21 protein-coding genes, 2 tRNA genes and 1 pseudogene are annotated in these 24,122 nt (G+C 45.9%); 6 read left to right on the forward strand and 18 right to left on the reverse strand.

The window, feature by feature from the left end; all coding sequences use genetic code 11:
• The 6 genes and pseudogenes from RWJ96_RS03915 to RWJ96_RS03940 all read right to left on the reverse strand — a co-directional run.
• Nucleotides 1-478 (reverse strand): annotated as a pseudogene (locus tag RWJ96_RS03915) (Tat pathway signal protein); the annotation flags it as partial.
• A 3-nt stretch (nt 479-481) separates the two neighbouring features.
• Entirely contained in the window at nt 482-1,828 is a 1,347-nt protein-coding gene (gene purB, locus RWJ96_RS03920; protein WP_314006687.1) for an adenylosuccinate lyase, read from the reverse strand.
• A 68-nt stretch (nt 1,829-1,896) separates the two neighbouring features.
• A tRNA-Lys gene (locus RWJ96_RS03925) sits at nt 1,897-1,972 on the reverse strand.
• A gap of 48 nt (nt 1,973-2,020) precedes the next feature.
• Complete coding sequence (locus RWJ96_RS03930; protein ID WP_314019063.1) at nt 2,021-3,298, reverse strand: aminopeptidase; 1,278 nt, start codon at nt 3,296-3,298, stop codon at nt 2,021-2,023.
• Nucleotides 3,299-3,464: 166 nt separating this feature from the next.
• Nucleotides 3,465-3,539, reverse strand: a tRNA-Gly gene (locus tag RWJ96_RS03935).
• 471 nt (nt 3,540-4,010) lie between these two features.
• Nucleotides 4,011-4,412: a transcriptional repressor gene (locus tag RWJ96_RS03940; protein WP_314019064.1), complete on the reverse strand. Its 402-nt coding sequence runs from the start codon at nt 4,410-4,412 to the stop codon at nt 4,011-4,013.
• Between the two features lie 147 nt (nt 4,413-4,559).
• On the opposite strand from RWJ96_RS03940, the gene RWJ96_RS03945 reads away from it, so the two are divergent.
• Complete coding sequence (locus tag RWJ96_RS03945; protein WP_314019065.1) at nt 4,560-6,815, forward strand: SpaA isopeptide-forming pilin-related protein; 2,256 nt, start codon at nt 4,560-4,562, stop codon at nt 6,813-6,815.
• 86 nt (nt 6,816-6,901) lie between these two features.
• Here the strand turns inward: RWJ96_RS03945 and RWJ96_RS03950 are convergent, their stop codons facing one another.
• Nucleotides 6,902-8,827: a M28 family peptidase gene (locus tag RWJ96_RS03950; protein WP_314019066.1), complete on the reverse strand. Its 1,926-nt coding sequence runs from the start codon at nt 8,825-8,827 to the stop codon at nt 6,902-6,904.
• 189 nt (nt 8,828-9,016) lie between these two features.
• Here RWJ96_RS03950 and RWJ96_RS03955 point away from each other — a divergent pair, with 189 nt between their 5' ends.
• Both RWJ96_RS03955 and RWJ96_RS03960 read left to right on the forward strand, forming a co-directional pair.
• Complete coding sequence (locus RWJ96_RS03955; protein WP_314019067.1) at nt 9,017-9,997, forward strand: WYL domain-containing protein; 981 nt, start codon at nt 9,017-9,019, stop codon at nt 9,995-9,997.
• The gene (locus RWJ96_RS03960; RefSeq protein ID WP_314019068.1) at nt 9,987-10,973 is read left to right on the forward strand and encodes a WYL domain-containing protein; all 987 of its coding nucleotides are present in this window, start codon (nt 9,987-9,989) and stop codon (nt 10,971-10,973) included. Before RWJ96_RS03955 ends, RWJ96_RS03960 begins: the two co-directional genes overlap by 11 nt.
• Before the next feature lie 24 nt (nt 10,974-10,997).
• Here the strand turns inward: RWJ96_RS03960 and RWJ96_RS03965 are convergent, their stop codons facing one another.
• Together RWJ96_RS03965 and RWJ96_RS03970 are read right to left on the reverse strand one after the other, a co-directional pair.
• Complete coding sequence (locus tag RWJ96_RS03965) at nt 10,998-14,015, reverse strand: helicase C-terminal domain-containing protein (protein WP_314019069.1); 3,018 nt, start codon at nt 14,013-14,015, stop codon at nt 10,998-11,000.
• An 11-nt stretch (nt 14,016-14,026) separates the two neighbouring features.
• Entirely contained in the window at nt 14,027-14,986 is a 960-nt protein-coding gene (locus RWJ96_RS03970) for a D-alanine--D-alanine ligase (RefSeq protein WP_314019070.1), read from the reverse strand.
• A gap of 99 nt (nt 14,987-15,085) precedes the next feature.
• On the opposite strand from RWJ96_RS03970, the gene rlmN reads away from it, so the two are divergent.
• Nucleotides 15,086-16,204: a 23S rRNA (adenine(2503)-C(2))-methyltransferase RlmN gene (rlmN, locus tag RWJ96_RS03975; protein ID WP_314019071.1), complete on the forward strand. Its 1,119-nt coding sequence runs from the start codon at nt 15,086-15,088 to the stop codon at nt 16,202-16,204.
• A gap of 83 nt (nt 16,205-16,287) precedes the next feature.
• Here the strand turns inward: rlmN and RWJ96_RS03980 are convergent, their stop codons facing one another.
• From RWJ96_RS03980 to rpmH, 9 genes are all read right to left on the reverse strand, one after another.
• The gene (locus RWJ96_RS03980) at nt 16,288-16,527 is read right to left on the reverse strand and encodes a hypothetical protein (RefSeq protein ID WP_314019072.1); all 240 of its coding nucleotides are present in this window, start codon (nt 16,525-16,527) and stop codon (nt 16,288-16,290) included.
• Nucleotides 16,527-17,387, reverse strand: a complete 861-nt coding sequence (locus RWJ96_RS03985; protein WP_314019073.1) for a ParB/RepB/Spo0J family partition protein — start codon at nt 17,385-17,387, stop codon at nt 16,527-16,529. Before RWJ96_RS03985 ends, RWJ96_RS03980 begins: the two co-directional genes overlap by 1 nt.
• Nucleotides 17,380-18,180 (reverse strand): AAA family ATPase, encoded by an 801-nt coding sequence (locus tag RWJ96_RS03990; RefSeq protein ID WP_314006696.1) that lies wholly within the window; start codon nt 18,178-18,180, stop codon nt 17,380-17,382. The genes RWJ96_RS03985 and RWJ96_RS03990 overlap by 8 nt, the downstream gene beginning before the upstream one ends.
• A gap of 63 nt (nt 18,181-18,243) precedes the next feature.
• Nucleotides 18,244-19,002: a 16S rRNA (guanine(527)-N(7))-methyltransferase RsmG gene (gene rsmG, locus RWJ96_RS03995; protein ID WP_314019074.1), complete on the reverse strand. Its 759-nt coding sequence runs from the start codon at nt 19,000-19,002 to the stop codon at nt 18,244-18,246.
• Between the two features lie 103 nt (nt 19,003-19,105).
• Nucleotides 19,106-19,690 (reverse strand): R3H domain-containing nucleic acid-binding protein, encoded by a 585-nt coding sequence (locus tag RWJ96_RS04000; RefSeq protein ID WP_314019075.1) that lies wholly within the window; start codon nt 19,688-19,690, stop codon nt 19,106-19,108.
• An 88-nt stretch (nt 19,691-19,778) separates the two neighbouring features.
• Nucleotides 19,779-20,537: a YidC/Oxa1 family membrane protein insertase gene (locus RWJ96_RS04005; protein ID WP_035427133.1), complete on the reverse strand. Its 759-nt coding sequence runs from the start codon at nt 20,535-20,537 to the stop codon at nt 19,779-19,781.
• A 20-nt stretch (nt 20,538-20,557) separates the two neighbouring features.
• On the reverse strand, nt 20,558-20,794 hold the full coding sequence (gene yidD / locus RWJ96_RS04010) for a membrane protein insertion efficiency factor YidD (protein WP_314019077.1): 237 nt from the start codon (nt 20,792-20,794) through the stop codon (nt 20,558-20,560).
• Nucleotides 20,791-21,114, reverse strand: a complete 324-nt coding sequence (gene rnpA, locus RWJ96_RS04015) for a ribonuclease P protein component (RefSeq protein WP_035431391.1) — start codon at nt 21,112-21,114, stop codon at nt 20,791-20,793. The genes yidD and rnpA overlap by 4 nt, the downstream gene beginning before the upstream one ends.
• An 11-nt stretch (nt 21,115-21,125) precedes the next feature.
• Nucleotides 21,126-21,260 carry a 50S ribosomal protein L34 gene (gene rpmH, locus RWJ96_RS04020; protein WP_003148884.1) on the reverse strand — a complete coding sequence of 45 codons (135 nt, stop codon included), beginning with the start codon at nt 21,258-21,260 and terminating at the stop codon, nt 21,126-21,128.
• Between the two features lie 363 nt (nt 21,261-21,623).
• On the opposite strand from rpmH, the gene RWJ96_RS04025 reads away from it, so the two are divergent.
• Nucleotides 21,624-22,502 (forward strand): ATP-binding protein, encoded by an 879-nt coding sequence (locus RWJ96_RS04025; RefSeq protein WP_314019079.1) that lies wholly within the window; start codon nt 21,624-21,626, stop codon nt 22,500-22,502.
• An 83-nt stretch (nt 22,503-22,585) separates the two neighbouring features.
• Nucleotides 22,586-24,115: a chromosomal replication initiator protein DnaA gene (gene dnaA, locus RWJ96_RS04030; protein WP_314019080.1), complete on the forward strand. Its 1,530-nt coding sequence runs from the start codon at nt 22,586-22,588 to the stop codon at nt 24,113-24,115.
• The last annotated feature ends 7 nt before the right edge of the window (nt 24,116-24,122 follow it).

Genomic DNA, 24,122 nt, shown 5'->3' on the forward strand with positions numbered 1-24,122 from the left:
CAGAAAATGGTGCGGCGAGAAGTTCCCAATCAAAGGTTGTGGTATCCACCTCGACCCATGCGTACACAGAGTCAGAGCAGCGGACGTCGTAAATAACGGCGGTAGTATTGTTCATCTGAGCTGTAGGAACAACGTCAACTACCTGGCCAGACGTCAGCGAGAGAGCAGAGCCCTTTACCATAGGCGTAGCAGATGCGCCAGCCGTGGTGACGGGAATCCAATTTCCATCGGCTGGATGCAGCACGCTTCCCAGAGGGAGCGTCCAGGTCTGGCTTGGCTGAGCAGCATATTCCGTAGAGCTATAGGAGTCCAGCACATTTGTGCCAGAGGACTCGTCAAGTACCAGCGGTTTTCCTGCATCTCCCGAGCCTTCTTGATGAGAGCAGCCTGCCGCGATGCTAATTGCACCCGCAACTACGACACCAGCCGCTCCCGTCTTAAAGAAGTTTCGGCGAGAAATGTTCCCAAACAGTGACACGATTTAGTCCAATTCAAGATGCTCAAGACGGTCAAACAAAACGTTTGAACGGGTAAGGAATGCGCGAGGATCAAAGATTTTCTCAAGCTCCTCATGGCTCAGCGTACAGGCTGGATCTGCCTCAAGAAGCTCCTGGTAGGATGGTCCTTCCTTGCACTGCTGAATATCTGCCCAGACCTTCATAGCGTTAGACTGGACAATCTTGTATGCTTCTTCACGAGTAATACCAGTATTGACCAGGGCAAGAAGAACCTTTGACGAGAAAAGCATGCCACGGGTCTTATTGAGGTTGGCCATCATCTGCTCTGGATACAGGACCATGCCATCAAGCAGGAACTCAAGCTTTGACAGCATGTGGTCAAGAGCAATAAAGCTGTCTGCCTGGGCAACGCGCTCAGCGGAAGAGTGGCTGATATCGCGCTCGTGCCAAAGAGCAACGTTATCAAAAGCAACCTGTGCGTTTGCCTTAACTACGCGGGACAAACCACAGATCTTCTCGGCAGTAATGGGGTTGCGCTTGTGAGGCATAGCGGAAGAGCCCTTCTGGCCCTTGCGGAATGGCTCCTCAGCCTCGAGGGTATCGGTCTTCTGCAGCGCACGCATCTCAGTTGCAATACGCTCGCAGGTAGCAGCAACGGTTGCCAGAACGCCAGCAAGGTACGCGTGGTGGTCGCGAGAAATTACCTGGGTTGAAAGTGGATCGTGGACAAGACCGAGTTTCTCGCAAACATACTCCTCTACAAAAGGATCAATGGAAGAGTAAGTTCCAACAGCACCAGAAATAGCACCATAGGCAACGTTTTTACGAGCATCCTTCAAGCGGTCAAGGTCGCGCTTAAACTCCCAAGCCCAGCTACCAAATTTCATGCCAAAAGTCATAGGCTCAGCATGAATGCCATGAGTACGACCAACGCACAGAGTATCGCGCTCCTCAAACGCGCGACGCTTGCAGATAGCAGCGCAGCGACGAACCGCAGCAATAAGCAGGTCACATGCCTGAGTGAGCTGATAGCAAAGGGCGGTATCGCCCAGGTCTGTTGAGGTCATACCGTAGTGGACCCAACGACTAGGCTTGAGCTCACCCTCTGGAACCTTAGCGTCAATGTAGGAGCCCATGTTGGTCAGGAAGGCAATGACATCGTGGTTGGTAACGGCCTCAATCTCGTCTACCTCAGCGCGGTTAAACGCAGCGTGCTCTCGAATCCAAGCTGCCTCTTCGCGAGAAATGCCAATAACACCAAGCTCAGCCTGTGCTTCGCACGCAAGGACTTCAATTTCCTGCCAAACGGCGTACTTGTTCTCCAAAGAAAAGATGTGGCCCATTTCTTTGCCGGTGTAGCGATCTACCACGATGAGACTCCTTCTGCTCGTAAAAGAAAAGGTCGAGTACCACTATGGTACCCGACCTTTGAATTACCTGGTGGGCCGTTAGGGGTTCGAACCCTAGACCTTGGGATTAAAAGTCCCCTGCTCTACCAACTGAGCTAACGGCCCATTATCGGGCGTGGCAATTTTACCACGCAACTAGGATAGTGTAGCAGTTTACTCCCATGCCCATTGTCCATTTACGAAAATTGGTGTTTCTTTTCCATCGGCAGAAATTCCCCAAATGTTCAAATCGTCTGCACCAATCATAAAATCAACGTGTGTAGTGCTCTGATTAACGCCGTGGGCCAAAAGCTCTTCTGGACTCATTTCAAGGCCGCCCTTCAGGCACTCTGGGAAGCCCATTCCAAGTGCTAAATGGCAGCTAGCATTCTCGTCATACAGGGTATCGTAGAACAGAATGCCGCTCTGGCGAATAGGCGTGTTCTTAGAGATAAGAGCACATTCTCCCAGGTACTTACCGCCCTTTTGAGAAACAATAGAAGTCAGAACGTCTTTGCCCTGCTCAGCGCCGTAGTCAACAACCTCGCCGTCTTTGAAGGTAAACCAGAAATTTTTAACAATCTGGCCGGCATGAATCAGAGGCAACGCAGAGTGAACAGTGCCGTTTACCTTGCGATAGTTTGGCGTGGTAAAGACTTCCTCAGTAGGAATGTTAGGGAAGAACAACGTTCCATCCTGAGTCTTTCCAGCGCCGCCCTCCCAAAGATGCCCTGGGTTCATACCAATAGTCAGATCAGTTCCATTTGAAGACTCATAACGAAGCTCTTCAAACTGGTGAGAATTCATGAAGCGCTTGGTCTTCTCAAATGTTGCATTGTGGGTCTCCCAAGCACTCTGAGGATCTTCTCCACTTGCATGAGCAACGTCCAAAATTGCAATCCAAAGCCTGTAGATTGCCTCAGCTTCAGAGAGCTCTGGGAAAATTACCTTTGCCCATTCAGCTGCAGGAACACCAGCGATACACCAAACGTTTTTACCAAAGTCCATACCGTTTCTAAAGACGTCGCACTCTAAGTTTCTTGCGCGAGAAACAGCAGCTGGCTTTTCTGGATCAATTCCCTTTAGACCATTTGGATCATCAGACGAGAGGAACAAAAATGCTGCACCCTGCTCTGCAAGGGAGTTAAGCTGCTCAATCTTCCAGCTTGGAGTTTTAGAAAGACGAGCTAGATCTACGTTTTCGTACATGATTCTTGAGGACTCTTGATCGCCCCAAATAACCGTGACAAATTCTGCGCCAGCCGCATAAGCTGCTCGCTGAACCCTACGGGCAAAATCAGCAATCTCAATCGAAGCATTAATTACCAGCTGACTTCCCTCAGAAATTGCGCATCCCTTCTTTACAAGAAGCTCTGCGTATTTATCAATCTGATCAGACAGCGCATCAAGGGCAATCTTTACCTCTTGATCTGTCATAGGAATTTGTGCCATGTTGTTCCCTTCAACCATCAGTCCGCGTAATTCGAGTACTTAAGCACGCTCTATCAAAGATATATCCAAAATATTTCCGCTCAACTTCTACCCGAACAACCTTCTTCACAACGCCAAATTTCAATCTTGTCCATAAAAAGAGCCCCGAAGGGCTCTTGTATGTCTTTGGAGCGGGCAACGGGATTCGAACCCGCGGATGATGGCTTGGGAAGCCATTGCCTTACCACTTGGCGATGCCCGCAATTGTGTAGATTTTATCACAGTATTTTTTGCCTTTTGATTGCTTGCTCGGCAACTAGATAAAAGTTTGATGAGTTGTTTTCTGCCTAGCTGCGCATATACAACAAATATGCGCCTACACAAATTTTCTTTGTCAGAAATTGGACAAACGCTGGTCAGAATAGGCGCAAAGTCACTCTTTAGCATGCTCTCCAACGAAAGGAGCGCTATGCAAAAGTACTTCTGGCGAGAGACCCCCGCACACCACTATCCCACCTCTTATAGACGCCTGCTCTCCACCCGACAACTCCGCCTTCCTCGGGCAAAGCTACTTGGCGGAGACCCCGTCATGCCAAGCAGCTTCCCTTCTGTAGGACATGCGGGTCTGCGGGCACGTCTAGCAGACAGGTTTTCTCGCAAACCTGAGGCCCCTCCATAAAGAAAAAGACCGGTGAAGCACCGGTCCTAAAGAAAGCTGTTTTGTTGCAACACATTAGTTAACGCTGTGATGGAGCGCTGGGTTCTTAGCTAGGCACTCGTTGCAAATACCCGTAAAGCACAGAGCGTAAGAGTCAACCTCGCCGCAAGAATCCTTGGTGAGGCTGGTAAGGTCCCTCAGAACTGGTCCGTCGACATCAAAGACACGGCCACACTCATGACACTGGAAGTGTGCATGCTCGGTTGTTGTCGGATCAAAACGAGAGATATTATCGCCGGTATTAACAACCTGGAGCTCGCCTGCATCAACAAGCTGCATAAGGTTACGGTAAACAGTTCCAAGAGAGATGTTTGGTAACTCCTCTCTTACTGCTGCATACACACTATCTGCTGTTGGATGGTCATGGCGACCTTCCATATAAGTACGAATTGCCTCACGTTGCTTGCTGTAACGCACGATAACCTCATTAATTAGTAAGTGTTACTGATTACTGAATACGTTAACACTAATTGTCTATATGTTGCAACAAAAGCTCACATTTATGCATTACCAATTATCTCTATATACGCAATCTACCTCTGATTTTTCAGTTTGGAGGCACGCATGTTTATCACAAAATCCTCAAAACCTAAGAAGGAAACAGCTGCACGAAGACAAACTCCTTCTTCTGTCTTTCACTTCTGGTTTATCCCTCTGTTACTTGGAGCCCTTCTTCTCAGCCATTTTTTCCTAAAGCCTGCTCATAGGCTTGCTTTTGCACAAGAACCCTCATTTACCGTTGCACAAAGAGAAGATTTTCCTGGTGGACAGCAAATTCCCATGTGGACTGCTAGCGATGGTACCTATCTCTACTGTGGAGACGAATTTAACCACTATGGTGCATGGCCAGGAGCAACGGGAAGCGTAATTGACCCGCAGTCTTATACAAAACTCACCTCAGCCAACGGCACTCGCGGTGGAACGTATACAAATGAACAGCTTCGAGCTATTGATTACATCATCTATCACGGAGCTACTGCATCCCGAGAAAAGGATGTGTATGGATATACGGGCTGGAAGGCGCGAGCCATCACGCAGTTTGCGCTTTGGGCGGTTATGCGCGGAGAAGCTCATGCTCTTGCGGTAAGTGTTCCTCAGGCAGAACTTCATCAGCCTATTGAGCAGTTCTATTCCGATGCTATGAACTATGCTCAAACCAACGGCGGCAGTCCAGAAAACGGAGTTGCCAGGCTCTTTGTGCCCACAGGAGACAAACAGGTTCTGTTTTTCTTTGGACAGCAATCTGGCTCACTCAAAATTACCAAAAGTTCCTTATTGCCTGATGTCACCTCTAATAACGAGCACTACGCCCTAGAAGGCGCTATCTACGGAGTATATTCCGACGAAAGTTGTACCAATCTTCTTGGCAGTCTCACCCTTGATAAATCTGGGTCTGCAACACTCAATGAACTTCCTGTTGGAACGGTGTATGTAAAAGAAACCGCTGCACCAAAGGGCTTTCTTCTTGACCAATCGGTTCATGCTGTAAAAATAACAAACCAGGAAGAGAGCACTCTCACGGTTACCGATACTCCTATTGGAGAATTTGATCTACGCATTTCAAAACAAGACTTTGACCACAGCACTAGCCTCGACGAAGACGCTCGTTCTGAGCAGCAAAGCGCTTCTCCCCAAGGAAATGCAACGCTACAGGGTGCGCTTTTTAAAGTGACCTATAGTGGCTCTGCTGAAACAACACTAAGAACATGGGTTTTCTCGACCGACGAACAGGGTTTTGCCTCGTTTGACGCAGACCATAAAGTTTCTGGAGATGACCTCTTTACTCTTGGCGAGAAACCCTGGCTTCCTCTGGGGTATTACCAAATCGAAGAAATTCAAGCTCCAGAGGGTTATAAACTCCCAGGACTTTCTCTTCAAACCTGGAAGCTATCAAACCAAAACGGCAATCTTATCTGGACAAATCTTTCTAGCGGAAAAGAGAATTCCTCATCTGAACACTCCTTTACCTTTAAAGATGAGGTAATAAGAGGAAATCTTAAGGTTAAGAAAATCGCGCATACTTCTCTAAGTTCGACCGATGGCTATTCTGAAGCGGATGAAATGCCAAGTCTGAAGGGCGCCAAAATTGAGCTAACTAATAGCTCTGCTCAACCCATCTTCTACCAGGGAAAATGGATTGCTCCTCACGAAGTTGTCACCACAGTAGACACAAACGAGCTTGGAGAGGCTGCCGTTGAAGGTCTTCCCTTTGGCTCCTATTCACTTAAAGAGATTACGGCTCCAGCAGGATACTCTCTTAACAAAGAATGGAACCCAACGGTTACCCTTACTTCTGAAGAGACCGTAGAAGCGCCCGAGCTCATTGATGAAAGAATTTCTTTACAAACGATGCTTGTGGATGCTGCTGGATCAAAAAATCCTGAATATACCGAAGTGCTCAATCTTGTTGACCACATCAAATACGAAGGGCTTACCCCAGGGGAAGAGTACGAAATTACTGGAGAACTCTATGAAACAAAGCAGCTCCAAGAAGGTACGGCGGAGCCCATCGCTCGCGGAACTGTCCGCTTCAAAGCTCCTACCTCATCGGGAGAAGCTGCGGTTCCTTTTTCTGTAAGGACTGCCTCACTTGAAGGTAAAGAAGTTACCGCCTACGAAACCATCTCAAAAGATGGTGAGAAAGTTGCTTCGCACACCGATAGTCACTCTAAAGCACAAACTATTCGTGTGACGCCTAAGCCCCATCTTCCGGGCACGGCAGACAATGCCTACGCAGTTCCTCTTTTGCTTGCTCTGGCAGGATCGGTACTTATTGGATGCACTCATGTATTTACAGCAAAAATAAGACGTCCTCTTTAGTTGTGTAATCTTGTCTTGCTGCTCAAACAAAGAAAGGGCAGAACTCTCTGCCCTTTCTTAAAAATTTGTACTAGTTTCTTGTTCGTTTATGAGCGTCTAATAAGCTCAGTAACAAGAGCTGCAGCATCAGCACACTGACCAGCATTAACGTTCTCGCGAACATCGGCAGCGGTGCGGCTAAGCGCAGGAAGTCCATCTTCGTTTAAGCCCATCAAGGTAACAGAACGAACTGAATTCTGCATTGCAGGAGTTGCATCAGTGGTGTCCCAGTCAAATGCACGCTGCTCAACATCAATATGAAGATCAGCTGCAATAGTAGAAAGGAGTCGAGTCATTCTGCGATCAGCGCGGCGGACGTTGCCAATTCCCTCATTCTTAAGAATGGAAAGCGTACCAGCACCAACACAATCAAGGTTAATGAGAAAAGCTCCGCGAATATCAGTTCTGTGCTTTGCGAGGAACTCCCTCATGCCTGCGTGGTCAAAATCAGACGCTCCAAGTGCAACAAACCAAATATCGTGTGCAATGAGCTCGTCATCAGAAAGTGAAAGAACAGCATTACGAAGATCATCCTCAGAGACAACAGATGCATCCTCAGAGTCAGTATCTTCACGATTCTCTGCAGATGGAGCTGCTCCGCCCTTCCAATCATCTGATGGTCCGTCGTTACGACCAAAGAGTCTAAAGGAGCGACGCTTTGCCTCAGGAGTCTTTGCGTCCTGTGCCTCTGTGAGACCCTCATCAGCCGAAATGGTGTCGAATGGGCTCTCTGCATCTTCTGCCTCTGGAGAAGGCGCAGATGTTGGAGCTGGAACATAGTGAGGAGTTGGCTCGGAAGATGGAGCTAGAGGATCAACGGCGTCGCCAGAAGGATCAGGAAGATCAAAGAGGGACGCACGACGAGCAAAGTCGTTCTTAGCATGGAGCTCATGTGTTGCTTCAGGCTGTACCTGCGTTGCATCTGCATCAGCGGATTCATGAACCTGCTTCATAGTTGCATTGAGCTCATCGTCAACAGAATCATACGCAACGGTGTTGTCAGCAGAAGCATCCTCAGTCCGCTCTTCTTCTGTTGTTGCATTTACAGCCTCTGCAACATCCTCGAGAGATGCAGTCTGGCTTGCGCCAGTAGTGTCATAAGCAACGTAGCTTACTTCGCAATCCTCAGGAAGAATGCCCAGTGAATTAAGGACTTCCTCGCCGTGGCGGACGCCTTCCACCTCATCAGGCTCTGGGATAAGTGCAGCTGCATCTCCTGCAAAATGATGAACAACCTCGGGTCGATGACCAGTAGGACGGACATTCTCGAGAATACCAAGAAGTGCTGCAACTGAAGACTTGTTGTTGTTTGCGCCAATAGTGCAAGGTGCAAAACGCTCTGCAATAGTTGCGACAGAAAGAGCAACAAGTGGAAGAGCTGCAAGAATACCAACAATCCAGAAAAGGACACGAACTGGATCAGGAAGGAAACGAAGAATCTGAACAAACGTAGCAACAAACACGGCAGCTACACACCAACGAGCATACCTCTGTGCAAGCGGTACGTACTTTGCTACAGGGGACTCAACAAGGAAGTTTGTATGTGGAGAGTCATAGTGAGCAACAATTACGATTGGACGATTGCCTTTTGCGACAAGCTCACCAGTGGCCTCGTGTTTAGCAACAACGTTCTGGCTCCTAATAGAAGATCCAAATGAACCCAGAATGTCATTACCAAAATACTTGAGACACGTAAGTGCGCCAAAACCAGCGACAAGCAGAACGCCAAAAGCAATGAGTGCTGCATTACCAGTGCCTGCAAAAATAACGCCAATGAAGAGGAGGATTAGATAGATTGAGTAGCCAAGACTCTTAATAGACTTAGCGTCAAATTCTTCAATGGTTGCCTCAAGCCCGTGAAGTTTCATTTCTTCAGCAATGGTTTGAGCAGCCTGAAGCTCCTCTTGGCTACCGGCAGGAGCAATATCAATCTGCTCGTCTAGATAGTCAACATAGTCATGTGTGATGGCCATACTACGTCCTTCGTTGGCATGTCTTCTGACAGGTTTCATATATACGTCATTAGTATACGTCTTATATCGAAATATAGCGGTTAAAGTGTATTTTTACGTCCAAATTTAGAAATTCTGCACTAAATATCAAAAACTTTCGTATATGTTTAGAGAGATTTGAGTTCAACTAGCAAAAAGCGGGAGGTGGATATGGCTCCAAACAATCAAACTCTAGGTAATAATGAACTTGGTGCCTGGAGGATTTTCTCGCTATTTATGCTGCTAATTCAAAAGGGACCTCTACCCTCGGCAGAAATATATGCAGCGATTTACTCAGATTTATCTACCGATTCTGCTTTAAGAACTTTTTCAAGAGATCGCACTGTTTTGAAACAGCTTGGATTTGCAATTACAGAGGTAAAAACGGGAAAAGAAAAGTCATTCTATCTTTCGGACTCGAATTTCTTTAATTCCTCGTACGACTTAAGCCCTGAAGATGCCAATCAGCTGCTTGTAATCTGCAGTGCAATTCTCACTGACGCAACGTTTGTATACCAAGAGGAATTGAGAAACGCGCTCTCTAAAATTGTGGGTAACTTTTATTCCTTGGACTCAGGTAAGTCAGACAGCCAAAAACTCAGCGCTTCTTCCCAAAACAAAGTCTTTCCTGTTCTATACGAATCACTCAGCTCTAAACAACTGGTAAACATCACCTACACAAACTCACAGGACCTAGTTAAGCAAAAACATCTGGGCGTGCTGGACTTCTTTGTTTCACAGGGACTTCTATACTTTGTGGCCCAAGATTTTTCATTCGGTACTGAGAGCGCTTCCATCAAAACTTTTCGCGTTGACCGTGTTTTAGATGCCGCGATTCTTAAAAATGAGTCCTTCTCCATACCAGAAGAGTTTGATTCAAAAGACTATAAACTCCTTGATTTCCAGCTCGGATTGCAAGCAGACACGCTTACCGCGTTTGTCCCCAAAAATATACTCGCTGCTTTTGAACATTTCTCGCAAGGTCAAGGGGATGTTGAGCTCCTCTCTAATGGCGCTTTGTGGACCGTTACTTACGCTCATGAAGACACCGCTTTATCTTGGATTCTTGCTCATGGATTAATTCCAAGGTCTCCGGAGTCTCTTCTCGCAAAGTGGAAAGAGTCTTTAAGCGAGGTTGCCAATGGCTGTTAAAAACACCTCTTTTGGAAGAAAAAACATATCGTCAGCTGTCTATAAGCTCATACTGCTTGCTTCTGCATTGAGGGAGTCTTTTGACGCAGTTGAGCTCAGCGCGGTTCAGTCGCGATTTGGCATCTCCTCTGAAGAGGCTGCTATTCTGATGGAGCTTTTGCAGCTCACGGACGAGAATGGCTATCTTCCCCTCCCACTCACGGGAGACCAAGATACTCTGACACTTGTTGGAGAGTCTCCCTTTACTGCTCGCAGGCTTGTCTTAACGGATGAAGAAACCTTGGCACTTAAAGAGGCTTTTACCGCACTTGCTTTGCCCCAAGAAAGTGTATTTTGGAGCCTCTTGAAGCCTCCATATACAAAAAGCTTTTCACCGGACGGGTCTTCGGTCTCTCTTGTATCCAAAAGTCACTTTAAAGAAGTAGATGCGTTCCTCACCTGCTCAAATGCAATTGTAGAATCTCAAGTCATTTCATTCGACTATCGCTCTGAGGCGTCTATTGCAGAAGCTCGCGATGATAGAGATGCTGTAATTAGCCAGAGAGAGGTTCTTCCTTATAAGCTGTCATACGGAGAAAATGGGTGGCTTGTTGAGGGGGTTGATTTAAACCTAGAGCAGCAAAGGGTCTTTAGGGTCAATCGAATGAGCCACATTGAAACGCAGTTTGCTTCATTTGAGCACAGAAAGCTTGCGGAACGCGTGCAAGATTCTGCTATGCAAGAAAAGTCTCAGCTGGTAGAGCTTACCTTCTTTGATAAAAACGCTCTTACGCACTATTCGTGGCCGGGACTTAAAACAGTTGGAAGCCAGCGCAATGCTGTAGAAATTAAAGCAACTATCCCCTACTACGGCGGAACATGGCTGCTACAGCGGTTGCTTGCCCTTAAGGGAAAAGTAACAACCAAAGACAAGGCCGTGATACACGCAATGCGCACTTACGCTGCGTCTTTGCTTGCTGCAGAAGAGCAGCTCTAAGCCAATCAGGTGATTGCAGCCCTGCTACGCGTCGTGTTCTTCTCGCCACTTGGCAATTTGCTCGGAGATGTCCTTTGTGCAAACACGCTGGTAGTTCTTGTTAGGCAGCGATTTTAAGAACGAGCTGCCATATCGCTTGGACACCAGTCTGGAATCGGCAAGCACCAAAACGCCCTTGTCATCAGCGCTTCTAATAAGACGGCCAGCGGCCTGCTTTGTTGCAATTACCGCCTCTGGCAGAGAATAACGCCACCACGCACGATCTTCTCGCGCTTCACGCTCTTTGACCAGCGGTTCATTAGGGCTTGCAAACGGAAGCTTAGGAATTACTACGCACCTAAGCGTGTCCCCCGCAGCATCAAAGCCTTCCCAGAACGATTTAAGAGCAAACAGCGAGAGGTTCTTTTCGGCTAGGAACTTTTCACGGACACGACGCGCAGAAGAAGATCGCTCCTGGCAGGCAAGATTAAGGCCTTGCTCACTCAAGCGTGGCTCCAACGCTTCATAGAGTCGCTCCATATCGCGTCTGTTGGTAAAGAGCGTCAGCACTGAGCCGCCCATCTGAACATGAATGTCGTATAGCAGCTTTTCCAGAGCGTCTAGGTAACCTGGATCAGTTGGTGCAGGCATGTCCTCGGCCACAAAGACAGCCATATGGTTCTCGTAGTCAAAGCTTGACTCTAAGTGCAGACTCTTGTGTTCAAAGGCGCCTCTATCCAGGCCAACAGCGTGCTCAAAATGCGAGAAATCATCTCCAACGGCAATAGTTGCCGAGGTAAACACAACAGAGTGCGTCTCAGGAAGCCACTTCTCTGCCAGCTCTGCTCCGATATCAAGCTTCTCAGCCACAAGAGCCTCAGAGCCAATATCACGCTTCAGTCGAGTCAACTTTGCTGAATAGACGTAACTCTTGTCCGTTCCCTCGCAGATGAGCTTCAGAGACTCCAGAAGGGTGCTCAAGAACACCCCCGCCTCACTCAAGTTGCTTGCAAGGTTTGGAGCTGATGCAATGAGCGCCTCGGTGGTTTTTCCTATACGAAGCGTCGCTTCTTCAAGAGCAGAAAGAGCAACGGAAGCGGTCTCCAAGACCTCTTTCCATTCCTCTGTCTCTCTTACCTCATCGTTAATCCAAAGCTGAAGGGAGTTATAGCCACCATCACTTTTAGCCAACGGAGCCAACTCATGCACGGTAGCCATAAGGTTGCCCATTGCGGCCATGGCTCGCTGAACTGCGGCGGCAGAGCGCGTGAGAAGACCGGTGAGCAGCGTAGAGTCCTCAAGATTAGCGGCACCTACCATAGCAGCATGAATGGCTCCGGACTTAATTCCGCCAAGCAGCTCAAAGCCGTTTCTCATCTCTTTGGCAGAAATTTCTACTGCCCACTGATGGCGAGCCTCAGCCTCAAAGCCATGAGCCTCGTCAATCACCCAATGTCTGATAGGTGGCAGAATTTTTCCATCAGCAGCAACGTTTCTAAGCAACAGAGAGTGATTGGTTACCACAACATCCGAAGATCCCGCACGTTTACGAGCTCCATGAACAAAGCACTCATGAGGGTAATACGGGCACTTAGAGCGCAGGCACTCCGCTGCTTTGATAGTTACCATCTCTCGTGGAACCGAGCGCCAGCGAATCCCCAACGCATCCAAATCGCCATCAGCCGACTGGCACGCGTAGGCATAAATCACCGCAATTGCGGTCAGCATGTCAGACGCAACACTGCTGCTCGAGCGCCCTTCCTGATCAAGCAGCGTCAGTGGAAGTTCCTCAAGGGCAGCCCTGTCAACGCGATGCAGGCACGGATAGTGCTCGTATCCTTTTAAGCTGCAGAAACTCAATCCATTTGGCAACGCTCGTGCAAGAGCCGGAAGGTCATGAGCAACTAGCTGGTCAGTCAAGGCGTTTGTCTTTGTAGCAATGCCTACGGTAACGTCATTTTTCTGCGCAAACAATACTTCAGGCAACAGATATGCAATTGACTTTCCAATACCAGTTCCGGCTTCAAGCTCTCTATGCGATGAAGTCACCAACGCATTTCTAACTTCGACAGACATGCTTACTTGCTCGCTACGCGTCTCAAACTTGTCATACATCTGCGAAACAACGCCTGGCTTAGCAAATGCCCGGTGAATCTCATCTTTAGAAATTGGTAGCATAGCGGGCGTTTCAGGGTCATCCGCATCCCTTCTCGCCTTTGCTTTTATGTCGGCAACAAGCTGGCTGCGAATATCCTTGAGCGAGAAAAACGTGCCTGAGATCTCTGCATCTGCAAGTTCGGCACCTGTTGCATCTTTCTTTGCGACACCACGCTGAACTGCTTCTTCTTCCTTCATTTGCGACAAATACGAGAAGATTGGCCTAAACGTCCACTCCACTCCGTCGTGCATTGACGCCAGTTTGGCGAGAAGACCGCGGGGCAGATTCATAAGTCCCAAAAGCAAGATGCGCCACATGCCACAAAGAGCATCTACGTCGTCACTTGCGCGGTGCGTAACCTTCATGGTGCCAAACGCTTCTGCCATGCTGGAAAGCTTGTGTGAAGAAAGTCGAGGTAGCGCTATACGTGAGAGCGACAGCGTGTCAATCCAGGTGTCGGAGACAGAATCTCCGCCGGGCACTCGTTCAATAAACGTACGGTCAAAGGTGGCGTTGTGAGCCAAAACCGGAAGACCGCCGACAAATTCTGCAAGTGCAGCAACGGCTTCCTTTGCGCTTGGCGCTCCCTTAACGTCTTCATCGGTGATTGAAGTGAGGGCCGTAATCTCTTCTGGAATTGGACACCCTGGGTCAACAAAAGTCTGAAAGCGCTCCACAATCTCTCTGCCACTCAATCTAGCAGCAGAAATCTCAATAAGGGAGCATTTCTTAAAGGACAGACCTGTTGTCTCGGTATCCAAAACAACAATGTCGTCCTCTAAGACATCAAACGACTCATGCTCCGCCCTCTCTGCAAGTTCTAAATACTTCTTGCAAACCGCAGAAGGGGTACCTGGAAGAATGAGTTCTTCTAGTTTTTGTGTAGCGCTTTTAGTGCTGGTCATAACCTACAAATCTACTGGCGATCCTCAAGTGCAAACTCAATAAAGCGAGTGCAGAGCTCAGGGAAATCAATGCCGCCGGTACGTGCAGAATCAGGCAGCAAAGAACGGGCAGTCATACCAGGAATGGTATTTGTCTCCAGTACCACTGGGACGCCGTCCTTCGTAACAATAAAGTCACTACGAGAAACGCCGCGGCAACCAAGTGCATTGTGAGCCTTGATAGCTAGCTCCTGAGCACGTGCATACACTGCAGGCTCAAGACGAGCTGGAATCACATGGTGCAGGGATGCTGGCTCATATTTTGTCTTAATGCTGTAGAACTCATCGCCCGTAACAATCTCAACGATTGGCAGAGCAGTTGGATTCTCGTTACCAATAACAGGAACGGTAATCTCCGTTCCCTCAATGCTCTCCTCGATTAGGATGCGCTCGCCCTGCTCACCTGCAAGTTCAAGTGCAGCGGGAAGTTCTTCTCGCGAAGTAACGCGCGTAACGCCGTAGCTGGAGCCGTTGCCAGAAGGCTTTACAAACATAGGGAGTCCGAGGTCCTCAATAAGCTTGTCTACCTGTTCATCTGTGAAGACGGTACCTGCAGCAACGTCAATTCCTTTAGGAGTTGGAACGCCTGCCTCCCTATACATGAGCTTCGACAGCTCTTTTTCAGTTCCCATAGCAGACGCAAGGACGCCAGAAAACGTGTAAGGAATGTGCAGAATCTCGAGAAGACCTTGGATGCAGCCATCCTCACCAAAACGACCGTGCATAGCAACGTACACGACATCATAACCGCCCTGAGCAAGGGTAACTACAAAGTCTTTTTCTGCAACATCAAGCAGGTCAACACTGGTAAAGCCAGCTTCTTTGAGTGCTGCTGCACACTGCTTGCCAGACTCCATTGCAATCTCATGCTCGTCTGACCAGCCACCTGAAACAACTGCTACATGAAGCTTTTTTAGCTCTTCACGTGTCATTTCCGCTCCTTCAGATAAGTCTCCCATAGGGTAAACTCTAGTAAACGTATTTCTTCTAAGATACCGCAGATAGCTTAGAAGAGTTGGAGAAGGGCAAAAATGCAATCAAATAATACTCTTGACGGCACAAACACCACGGCTGACGGCGCAGACATCTCCGCGCTTGATTCTCGCCCACAGAAGGCTGCCGCCAAATCTGACCTCAGAAGCCTTTCATCAGAACAAATCCTTGAGCTTGTGACTTCTCTTGGACAGCCAAAATTCCGTGCAAAGCAGATTGAGGAGTGGATCTGGTCTAAGGGCGCTACCTCTTTTGATCAGATGAGTAATCTTCCAAAAACGCTGCGAGAAGAACTATCTAACCAGGTAACGCTTGCTGGTGCTGAACAAATTGTTCGCCAGGTCTCTGAGGATGGAAGTCGTAAATACCTGCTTCGCTACCCTGATGGCACTTCTGTCGAGTGCGTTGGTATGCCAACTGGCAATAAGCTTTCGGTCTGTGCTTCTACACAGGCTGGCTGCGCCATGAGCTGTGCTTTCTGTGCAACAGGCGCCGCTGATCTCACGCGTTCTCTTTCTGCGAGCGAGATTTACGAGCAGGTTATGCACGTCCGCGACGATTTTGACGCGCGCGTTACTAGCGTTGTTCTTATGGGCCAGGGCGAGCCCTTCATGAACTACGACGCTACTCTTGCGGCTATGAGACGTCTCAACTCCCCTGACGGAGCCGGCATTGGTGCGCGCCATATTACAGTATCTACCTGCGGTGTTATACCTATGATTAAGCGTTTTGCTTCTGAACCAGAGCAATTTACACTTGCTGTCTCGCTTCACTCCGCGGTACAAAAGACGCGAGACGCCCTCATGCCAGGAGTTCGTAAATACTCACTGATTCACCTGTACGACATTATGGGTGAGTATGTCGATAAGACCGGTCGTCGTCCAACGTATGAATATGCGCTGATCAAAGGCGTTAACGATTCCGACAATGAGCTTGGAGCCTTGAGAGACTTCTGTCGAGGAACACTTTGTCACGTCAACATCATTCAGCTTAATGAGATTGAGGGTTCTAAGTTCCATCCAACATCCCCTGCCCGCGCACAGGAGTTTGTAAACAGCCTCAACTCTGTCGGCGTTGAAGCAACTATTCGTCTTTCTCGTGGATCTGACATTGATGCAGCTTGCGGACAGCTCTTCCAAAAGAGAAATGCACGTTAAGGGCAGCATATCCTACACAATACAGGTAAAGAAGGGACCCTCTCGAGTCCCTTCTTTTTTAATTCATATATAGAACACTTGTTCTAGTTAATTGCTTTTAGCCATTCTTTTTCTACTCTCGCTTGATGAGAGAGAATGTTTTTTGAAGTTTTTCTATCAACGCCACCTGAATAATCATCGAGAATTGCATCAAGTGCCCTTCTCGACCTTCTCATTGCGTGAAGAAAACTCCTTTGCGCTTCTTTAGTCAACAAGGCGTGCTTAGCGAGAAAAGCTATTCCGAGCAGTGAAACTGTAGATATAATTGCAAATTTTATCTTCATTATGCTTCTTTACCGTTTGATAGTTTTTCAACTAAAGCAGCAAGCTCATCCTCATCATTAAATTCGATTTCAATTTTATTCTTGCCGCGAACATTACGCACTTTGACTGGAGTATCCAAAGCAATTCTTAATTGCCTTGCCGCACGCTTATATGCCTGTGGAGTTGGTTGCCTCTTTGGTTTCTCCACATTAGTGACAGAAAATAGTGGAGCGAGGTTTTCTGTCTGGCGGACAGACAAGTTTTCTTCAATTACTTTCTGAGCAAGTTTAATTCTTCCTTCTTTACCACTAACGGAAAGAATTGCACGAGCGTGTCCAGCGCTAATACGTCCTTCTACCATCAAAGTCTGCACCTCTGTTGGAAGATCAAGAAGGCGTAGCGTATTTGTGATTGCAGATCTTGATTTTGAGAGAACCTTAGCCAAATCGTCTTGGGTTAAGTTCTCCTGTTTAATTAGCTGCTTATAACCTTGTGCTTCTTCGATTGGGCTTAAGTCAGATCTTTGCAGATTCTCAATCAGAGCCAGCTTGAATACTTCCTCGTCAGAAATTGCTTTGATTACAACAGGTACTTCCTCTAATTTTGCTAGTTTTGCAGCCTGGAAACGTCTCTCACCAGCGACAATTTCGTAGTGGTCGCCCTTCTCGCGAACAAGAAGTGGCTGGAGAATACCGTTTTGCTTAATAGAATCACTGAGTTCAGTGAGCTCAGCTTCGTCAAAACGCTTGCGAGGCTGGTCTTTATTTGGCTTAATCTTCTTCAAAGGCAGCGTGGTAGTTTCTTTTTTATTACCAACCTCTGCATCTACCTCGCTAAAGAGCGAATTAAGGCCTTTACCAAGTCCTGATTTTTTAACCACGACGATTCACTTCCTTTGCAAGTTTGTTATATGCAAGTGCGCCCATACTTATTCGTGCATACATGGTTACTGGCAAACCATGACTCGGTGCCTCAGCAATTTTGACGTTTCTTGGAATAAGTGTCTTGAATACCTTGTTACCAAAGTAGTTAGATACTTCATTAACTACCTGCTTAGATAGGGAAGTTCTGCTATCAAACATAGTCATTACTACACCAAAGATTTCAAGATCTGGATTAAGTTGTTTCTGCACCATCTTCATTGATTCAACAATCTTAGTAACGCCTTCTAGTGCATAATACTCGCACTGAATTGGGATAAGTATGCTATTTGCAGCAACTAAGGCGTTAATTGTTAGAAGTCCTAATGATGGTGGGCAATCAATCAAAATATAGTCAAAATACTCTTTAACCTGGTCGATTGCTCTTTTTAAAATGTTTTCTCTTGAGTCAACGGAGACTAGTTCAATTTCAGCACCGGCAAGTTGAATGGTTGCTGGCGCAATAGTTACGTATTTCTGAACTGTTTGCTGCAATACCTCTTCGATTGGCGTTTCATTGAGAATTACGTCATAAATATCAGCTTCAAGTTCCTCTTTATCAATTCCAAAACCACTTGTCGCATTTCCTTGTGGATCAAAATCGATAATGAGAACTTTCTTCTTTGTTTCACCTAATGCAGCCGCAAGATTAATTACGGTAGTTGATTTTCCAACTCCGCCTTTTTGATTAATTACTGCCAGAACTTTAGGATCTCTATCTTGAAATCCCCTCGAAAGGTCTTTGTAGCTCATTTATCCTCCGTTTGACCAAGTTTATTTAATAATACAGAATGTTTCACGTGAAACATTCCACAATTACCCTCTTCTTGCAACAAACGGATTTGATTTAGCCGTTCCGGTTTTTCTTGGTAATTTAATTTTGCTCTTTGTAATTTTTTTGTATAAAAGAATTTCTCGATGGCCAAGATTGTTTGGTAACTCAAATGTTTCACGTGAAACATTATCGTATCCAAAAATTTTGGCTGCTTGAGAGGCGTCCTGAAGCTCTATCTCATCAACATTGGCCTTCATTACTATAAGAGTGCCTTGAGGGGCTAAGAAAGGCTCTGCGTACTCCAAAAGAATATTTGTCTTTGCAACAGCTCTAAAAGTCACAAAATCAAACTTCTGTTTATAACTATTTGGAATTTCTTCTGCACGAAGCTTCTCAGCCCTAACTCTTTCATTTAGAGCAATCTCATCAATCATTGACTGAACAGCATTGATCTTTTTTCCAATAGAGTCGACCAACAACGTTTTATTTTCACTCATGATTGCAAGAGGCAGTCCAGGAAAACCTCCTCCGGTACCAATATCGATATAGTTGTGAGTACCAGATAAAAACTCATTACACACTTTGAGTGGTAACAGAGAATCAAGAATATGGAGTACTAGCGCGTCATCAACTGAAGTAATTCTTGTGAGGTTCAGATTCTTATTTATCTCAATTAGTAGTTCAATATGTTTCAGAAGCTGTCTTCTTTGGTGCTCTGTTGAATCGATTCCATAGTTAAGGAGAAGTTCCTTCAGTACATTCTCTTTTGAATTATATAAGGACTTATTTGATTCAAACATTGCTTCTCCTGTGACAAAACTTCTTGTAACAAGAAGAATTGTCACAAAAAAAGAGGAAGGCGTAAACCTTCCTCATCAAATTACTAAAGCTTGTTAGAGGTTCTTAGCTATTGATAGCGGTTACCACAACACGACGATATGGATCATCGCCCTCAGAGTGTGTAGTAACCTCAAGGTTGTCCCTCAGTGCGATATGAATGATGCGACGCTCATAGCCACTCATTGGAGCAAGAGAGACCTTACCAATCTTCTTTGCACGAGCAGCAGCAGAGAGTGCCATCTCCTGAAGCTTATTACGGCGGCGGCTCTTGTAGCTTTCAACATCAACAGATACTGGATAGTGGAAGTGAAGCTTAGCGCTCATAAGAGAAGAGAGAACCATCTGAAGAGCCTCAAGCGTATTACCATGACGACCAATGAGAATTGCAAAATCGCCGCCGGTTACGTCAAGAATAAGTTCTCCATCTTCACCGTCATACTCATCAATTGCACAGCTATTCTCACCAAAGAAGGAGAGGAGCTCTCTTAGATAAAAGACAGCAGTATCAGCGATCTTATTCATCTCAGCATCAGTAAGCTGAATTCCAGCTTCAAAGTGCTCTCGAATTGAAGCAAACTCGTCTTGTGAATCAACGACAGGAGACTCATTAAGAGCGTTTGGCTCAGAAACGAAAGTCTCATCCTCCATGTCGTCCTCCAGTCAATATAAAAAGTTTAACTATTAATCTACGGTAACAAATTTTGTAAACAAAAGTTATTTTGTTTAAGACCAGATACTAAGCCTTTTTGTGAGGGCGTGGCTTCTTTTCTTTTCTCACCACGTCAACTTCGATTGGCTTGTTAGCCATCTGAGCCTCAGCCTTAAGCTTCTCTTTTTCCATAATGCGCTTGGTAATAAGCTGCTGCTGGGCAAGCTGCCAAATACCAGAAGTTACGTAGTAGAGAAGAACAGCTGCTGGCACAGTCCAACCAAACCAGAGCATCATGAGGGTCATCATGCCACCCATCATGTATTGCTGAGTACGCTGCTCACCGGAACTTGTACGAGCGTTTACTGCCATGGAAAGGAAGGTAGTAAGACCAAATAGAAGAACAAAAATTATGTAAGGGATAGCAGCAACAAGGCCATCAACAGCAAAAATGTCAGACGTTGCTCGTGCGATAGAAGGAAGAATGTTGTAGAAACGAGAGTCTACTGGAACCATCTTTGCAACGGTAAAGAGTGCAATAAAGATAGGGGACTGCAGAAGCAAAGGAAGACAACCACCAAGTGGGTTGAAGTTAATCTCTGCGTAAAGCTTACGCATTTCTTCGTTCTGTCTTACTGGATCATCAGCATAGCGCTCCTGGATTTCTTTGAGCTTTGGCTGAACAACGCTCATACGAGCCATAGAGGCCGTCTGCTTGTTGGTCATTGGAACCAGGATAATACGGATAATGATGGTAAGCAGGATAACTGCCATACCCCAGTCTCCCGAGAATGATTGAAGTCCCGCTAAGACTGTGTATAGAAAGTTAACAATCCAATCCCACATATTTCCTCCGGTGCGTTCCTTTACGGAACGGGATCGTATCCTCCCTTATGAAAAGGGTGACAGCGAGCAATACGCTTAAGAGCAAGCCAACTTCCCTTTTTAACACCGTGCTTTTGTATAGCTTGAACTGCATATTCAGAGCAAGTAGGCCGATAAATACAGTGCGGCTTAAAAAGGGGAGAGATGTTTCTTTGATAGAAACGAATAGCACCTAGGAACAAGTTTGCGAGAAAAGAGCCTTGTCTTTGCTCGCTCATTTGACCCCTGTCTTTCTTAACAGAGCATCCAAAGAAACACTTATATCAGCAGGATTAGTGCTGTGTGTATCTTTAGTCGCAAAGAGAATAATGCCGTATCCCTCAACAGGTAAACCGCTCTTTCGAGCTGCTTCGCGCAGGACGCGTTTACACCTGTTTCTAAATACGGCGTTACCTAATCTTTTTGGAGCTACAAAGGCTACCTCGGAAGGATGTGCCTCAGTGGATGGTGCTACTCGTATACGAAGAACAGAACTTTGAGCCCTCTTCCCCGCAGAGAAGACCCTTTCAAACTCTGAACGAGATTTAATGGTCTTCACAGAAACATTCCTTAGACGGTGAGGCGCTTACGGCCCTTAAGGCGGCGACGAGCGAGAACGGCACGACCATTCTTAGTTGCCATACGTGCACGGAAACCGTGGGTAGTTGCGCGCTTGCGCTTATTTGGCTGGTAGGTACGCTTCATAGCTATTTCCTCCCGAACGGGTACAGTATCGATTAAAAAGCCTACAGATTGTACTCGCGTTTATGGGTACCTGTCAAATTTTCTACGCAAATACCTCAACTTTTTCTCTTTTTTATTTAAAAAACCTAACGAGAAAACCTTTCATTTTGAAAATTTCACTTGTGATAAGCGAAGAAATTTGTTGAAAGGAATATTTCTGCAAGCTGAAATATATCCGTTAAATGCTACTATCATTCAGTACGTCTTTCACAAAGATATAAAGTTATCTACAGATGTTTAACACTTGTTGAAAACTTTCATTCATCGTGAAAGAAAACGAAAAGTTTTCTTCATTTGTTTAACAATTGTTGAAAAGGAGGTGTCATGGCAAGAGATTTTTTTCCTTTTGTTGAGGAAAACACAAACCAGAATGAAAAAGATGCTGGTTCTGATAATTCTCTCACCGTCCGTTATGCTGCACGTATTGCAGTGTATGACGATAAAGCCGCAGCACCTCGCGTTGTTCTCGTAGAACCAAAAGACGTTCGATCTTATCTTGATGAAATTGCAGCTACCGTTAACCAGCTTGCTCACGAGCAGGGAGGAAATATTCCTTTTATGGTTATGCGTGAGATTGTGGAAAATTTCATTCACGCTCGATTTGTAGCACCTACAATTTCAATCATGGATAACGGAAATACCATTAGGTTTTCAGACCAGGGACCTGGTATTAAAGAGAAAAATCGAGCTCTTGAGTTTGGTACTTCTTCTGCAACAGAAGAGATGAAATCGTTTATTAGAGGCGTTGGTTTTGGGCTTCCTTATGCTCAACAATACATGGTTGAAAAGGGTGGAAGTCTTACCCTCGAAGACAATATCTCTGGCGGAACCATTGTTACCTTGTCAACACGCCGCTCTAAAGATGCTCATATTCAGACACTTCCAACTCAAGAAGAAGCTGAAGAATTACCTGTAAATCAGAACCAACAAACAGTTTCACATGCTCCACAAGCAGTATCTCATCAGATAGCTGCACAGCCAGCTACACAGCTTCCTAATCTGTTACTTACAGATCGAGCAAAACAAGTTCTTCAATATCTCTCTGAACATGAATGGGTTGGAGCAACAGAGTTAACAAGTACCTATGGACTTTCAACACCAACGTGGTCAAGAGAATTAAAATCGCTGGTAAACATAGGAATAATTGGAAAAGTTGGGCAGAAATATAAGCTCACTACTATTGGAGAAACTCTCCTTTCATAGAGTTTCTCAACATTATTCGCTGAAAGTTATCAACATTCCTCTATACTAGGTGTCCCAATTTTCAACATTTTGATTGGACACGTATGGATGCATCAATTGATTCAGACGCAGTAGCTCTGTGGCAAGACGCAATTGACCTCTTGGTTGAAGAGAATCAGCCAGAGGCTTTTATCGCTATGTTGAGAACCTGCACTCCAATTAAAGTTGAAGATAACGCACTGTGTGCTGAAACATCAATGCGCTTGGCATATAACCGTATCCTTAAAAATCTTCCGATTGTTGAGAGATGTCTTTCGGCAGCAGCTTTTGAAGACATTATTTTGAGTCTTACTCTTACAAAGTCTTCTACTCCTGTTACCACTACTTCCACAATGACTCCTCAAGAGTTCAATGCTTGGAAGCAAAAAACTGCGCCTATAAAAGCAGTTGTTCCAGAGCAGATTCAAGATTTTGAATCCCAGGAACAAAGCCTTGAAGAATTAAAACAGCAGACCTTAAAGCGTCGTAAGAGTAATCCTCTTTATGAAGAGACATCTTTCAATTCAAACCTCACGTTTGATCGCTTTGTTGTTGGTGATGAGAATGAGCTTGCACATCAGCATGCATTAAATGTTGCAAATGACGCAAAAGGTAAGGCAAACCCACTGTTTATTTACGGTGCAAGCGGCCTTGGAAAAACTCACCTTCTACGTGCGGTTCAAAACTATATCAACTCTGAAGATATCGAACGTGTTTGTGTTTACAAAGATGCAGATGCCTTTGTTGATGACTACGTAAATGCAGTTCGTAAAAATGCGTCAGGAAACGCCGCAACAGAGCTTAGTAATAACTACCAAAACATTGATGTTCTTATCATCGATGATGTCCAAAAACTTGCTGGTAAAGCAGGTACTATTAACTTCTTCTTCAATATTTTTAACTCTCTTATTGATAGAGGTAAGCAGATTATTCTTGCCGCAGATAGAACACCTGCTCAGCTTGGTATGGGATCTGACGGCTTTGATGATCGTATTACTTCTCGCATGAGTGGTGGCATCGTTATTGGTATTGAGTCTCCAAGCTACGAGATGAAACTCAATCTTATTCATGTCTTCTGCGACCGCGCATTTAAAGAAAGAAATTCTTCTCTTTCTGCAGACGATTTGCCAGAGGACATCCGTCGTTACATGGCTGACAAGGCTGGTCAAAGTATTAGAACGCTTGAGGGCTTCTGTAATCGCTGTGTAACTGGTCAGATTAAGGCAAAAGAATCTGGCACAAATATTAAGCAAGAAGAAATCGATAAGATTGCAGACACGCTCTGGCGCCGCGTTTCAAAGACCGTAAATATCGAGAAGGTCCAAGAAGTTGTAGAAAATATCTATGGCATTAGTCATCGAGATATTGTTGGTAACAAGAGAAATAAAGAGATTGCAGAACCTCGTCACGTTGCAATTTATCTTGCTCACGACCTTTGCCAATACACACTGGTAAATATTGGTAAGCATTTTGGTGGAAGAAAACACGCAACTATTTTGCACAGCATTGAGGTAATAGAAGAGAGAATCAAAGAAGACAAAAGTTTCTATGATCAAATTTCTCAACTCAAGAAGACTATCCTTGAACAAAGTTAGTGTTTAA

Origin of the sequence: Lancefieldella parvula, assembly GCF_963547875.1 — a bacterium.
GTDB classification, from domain to species: Bacteria; Actinomycetota; Coriobacteriia; order Coriobacteriales; family Atopobiaceae; genus Lancefieldella; species Lancefieldella parvula_D.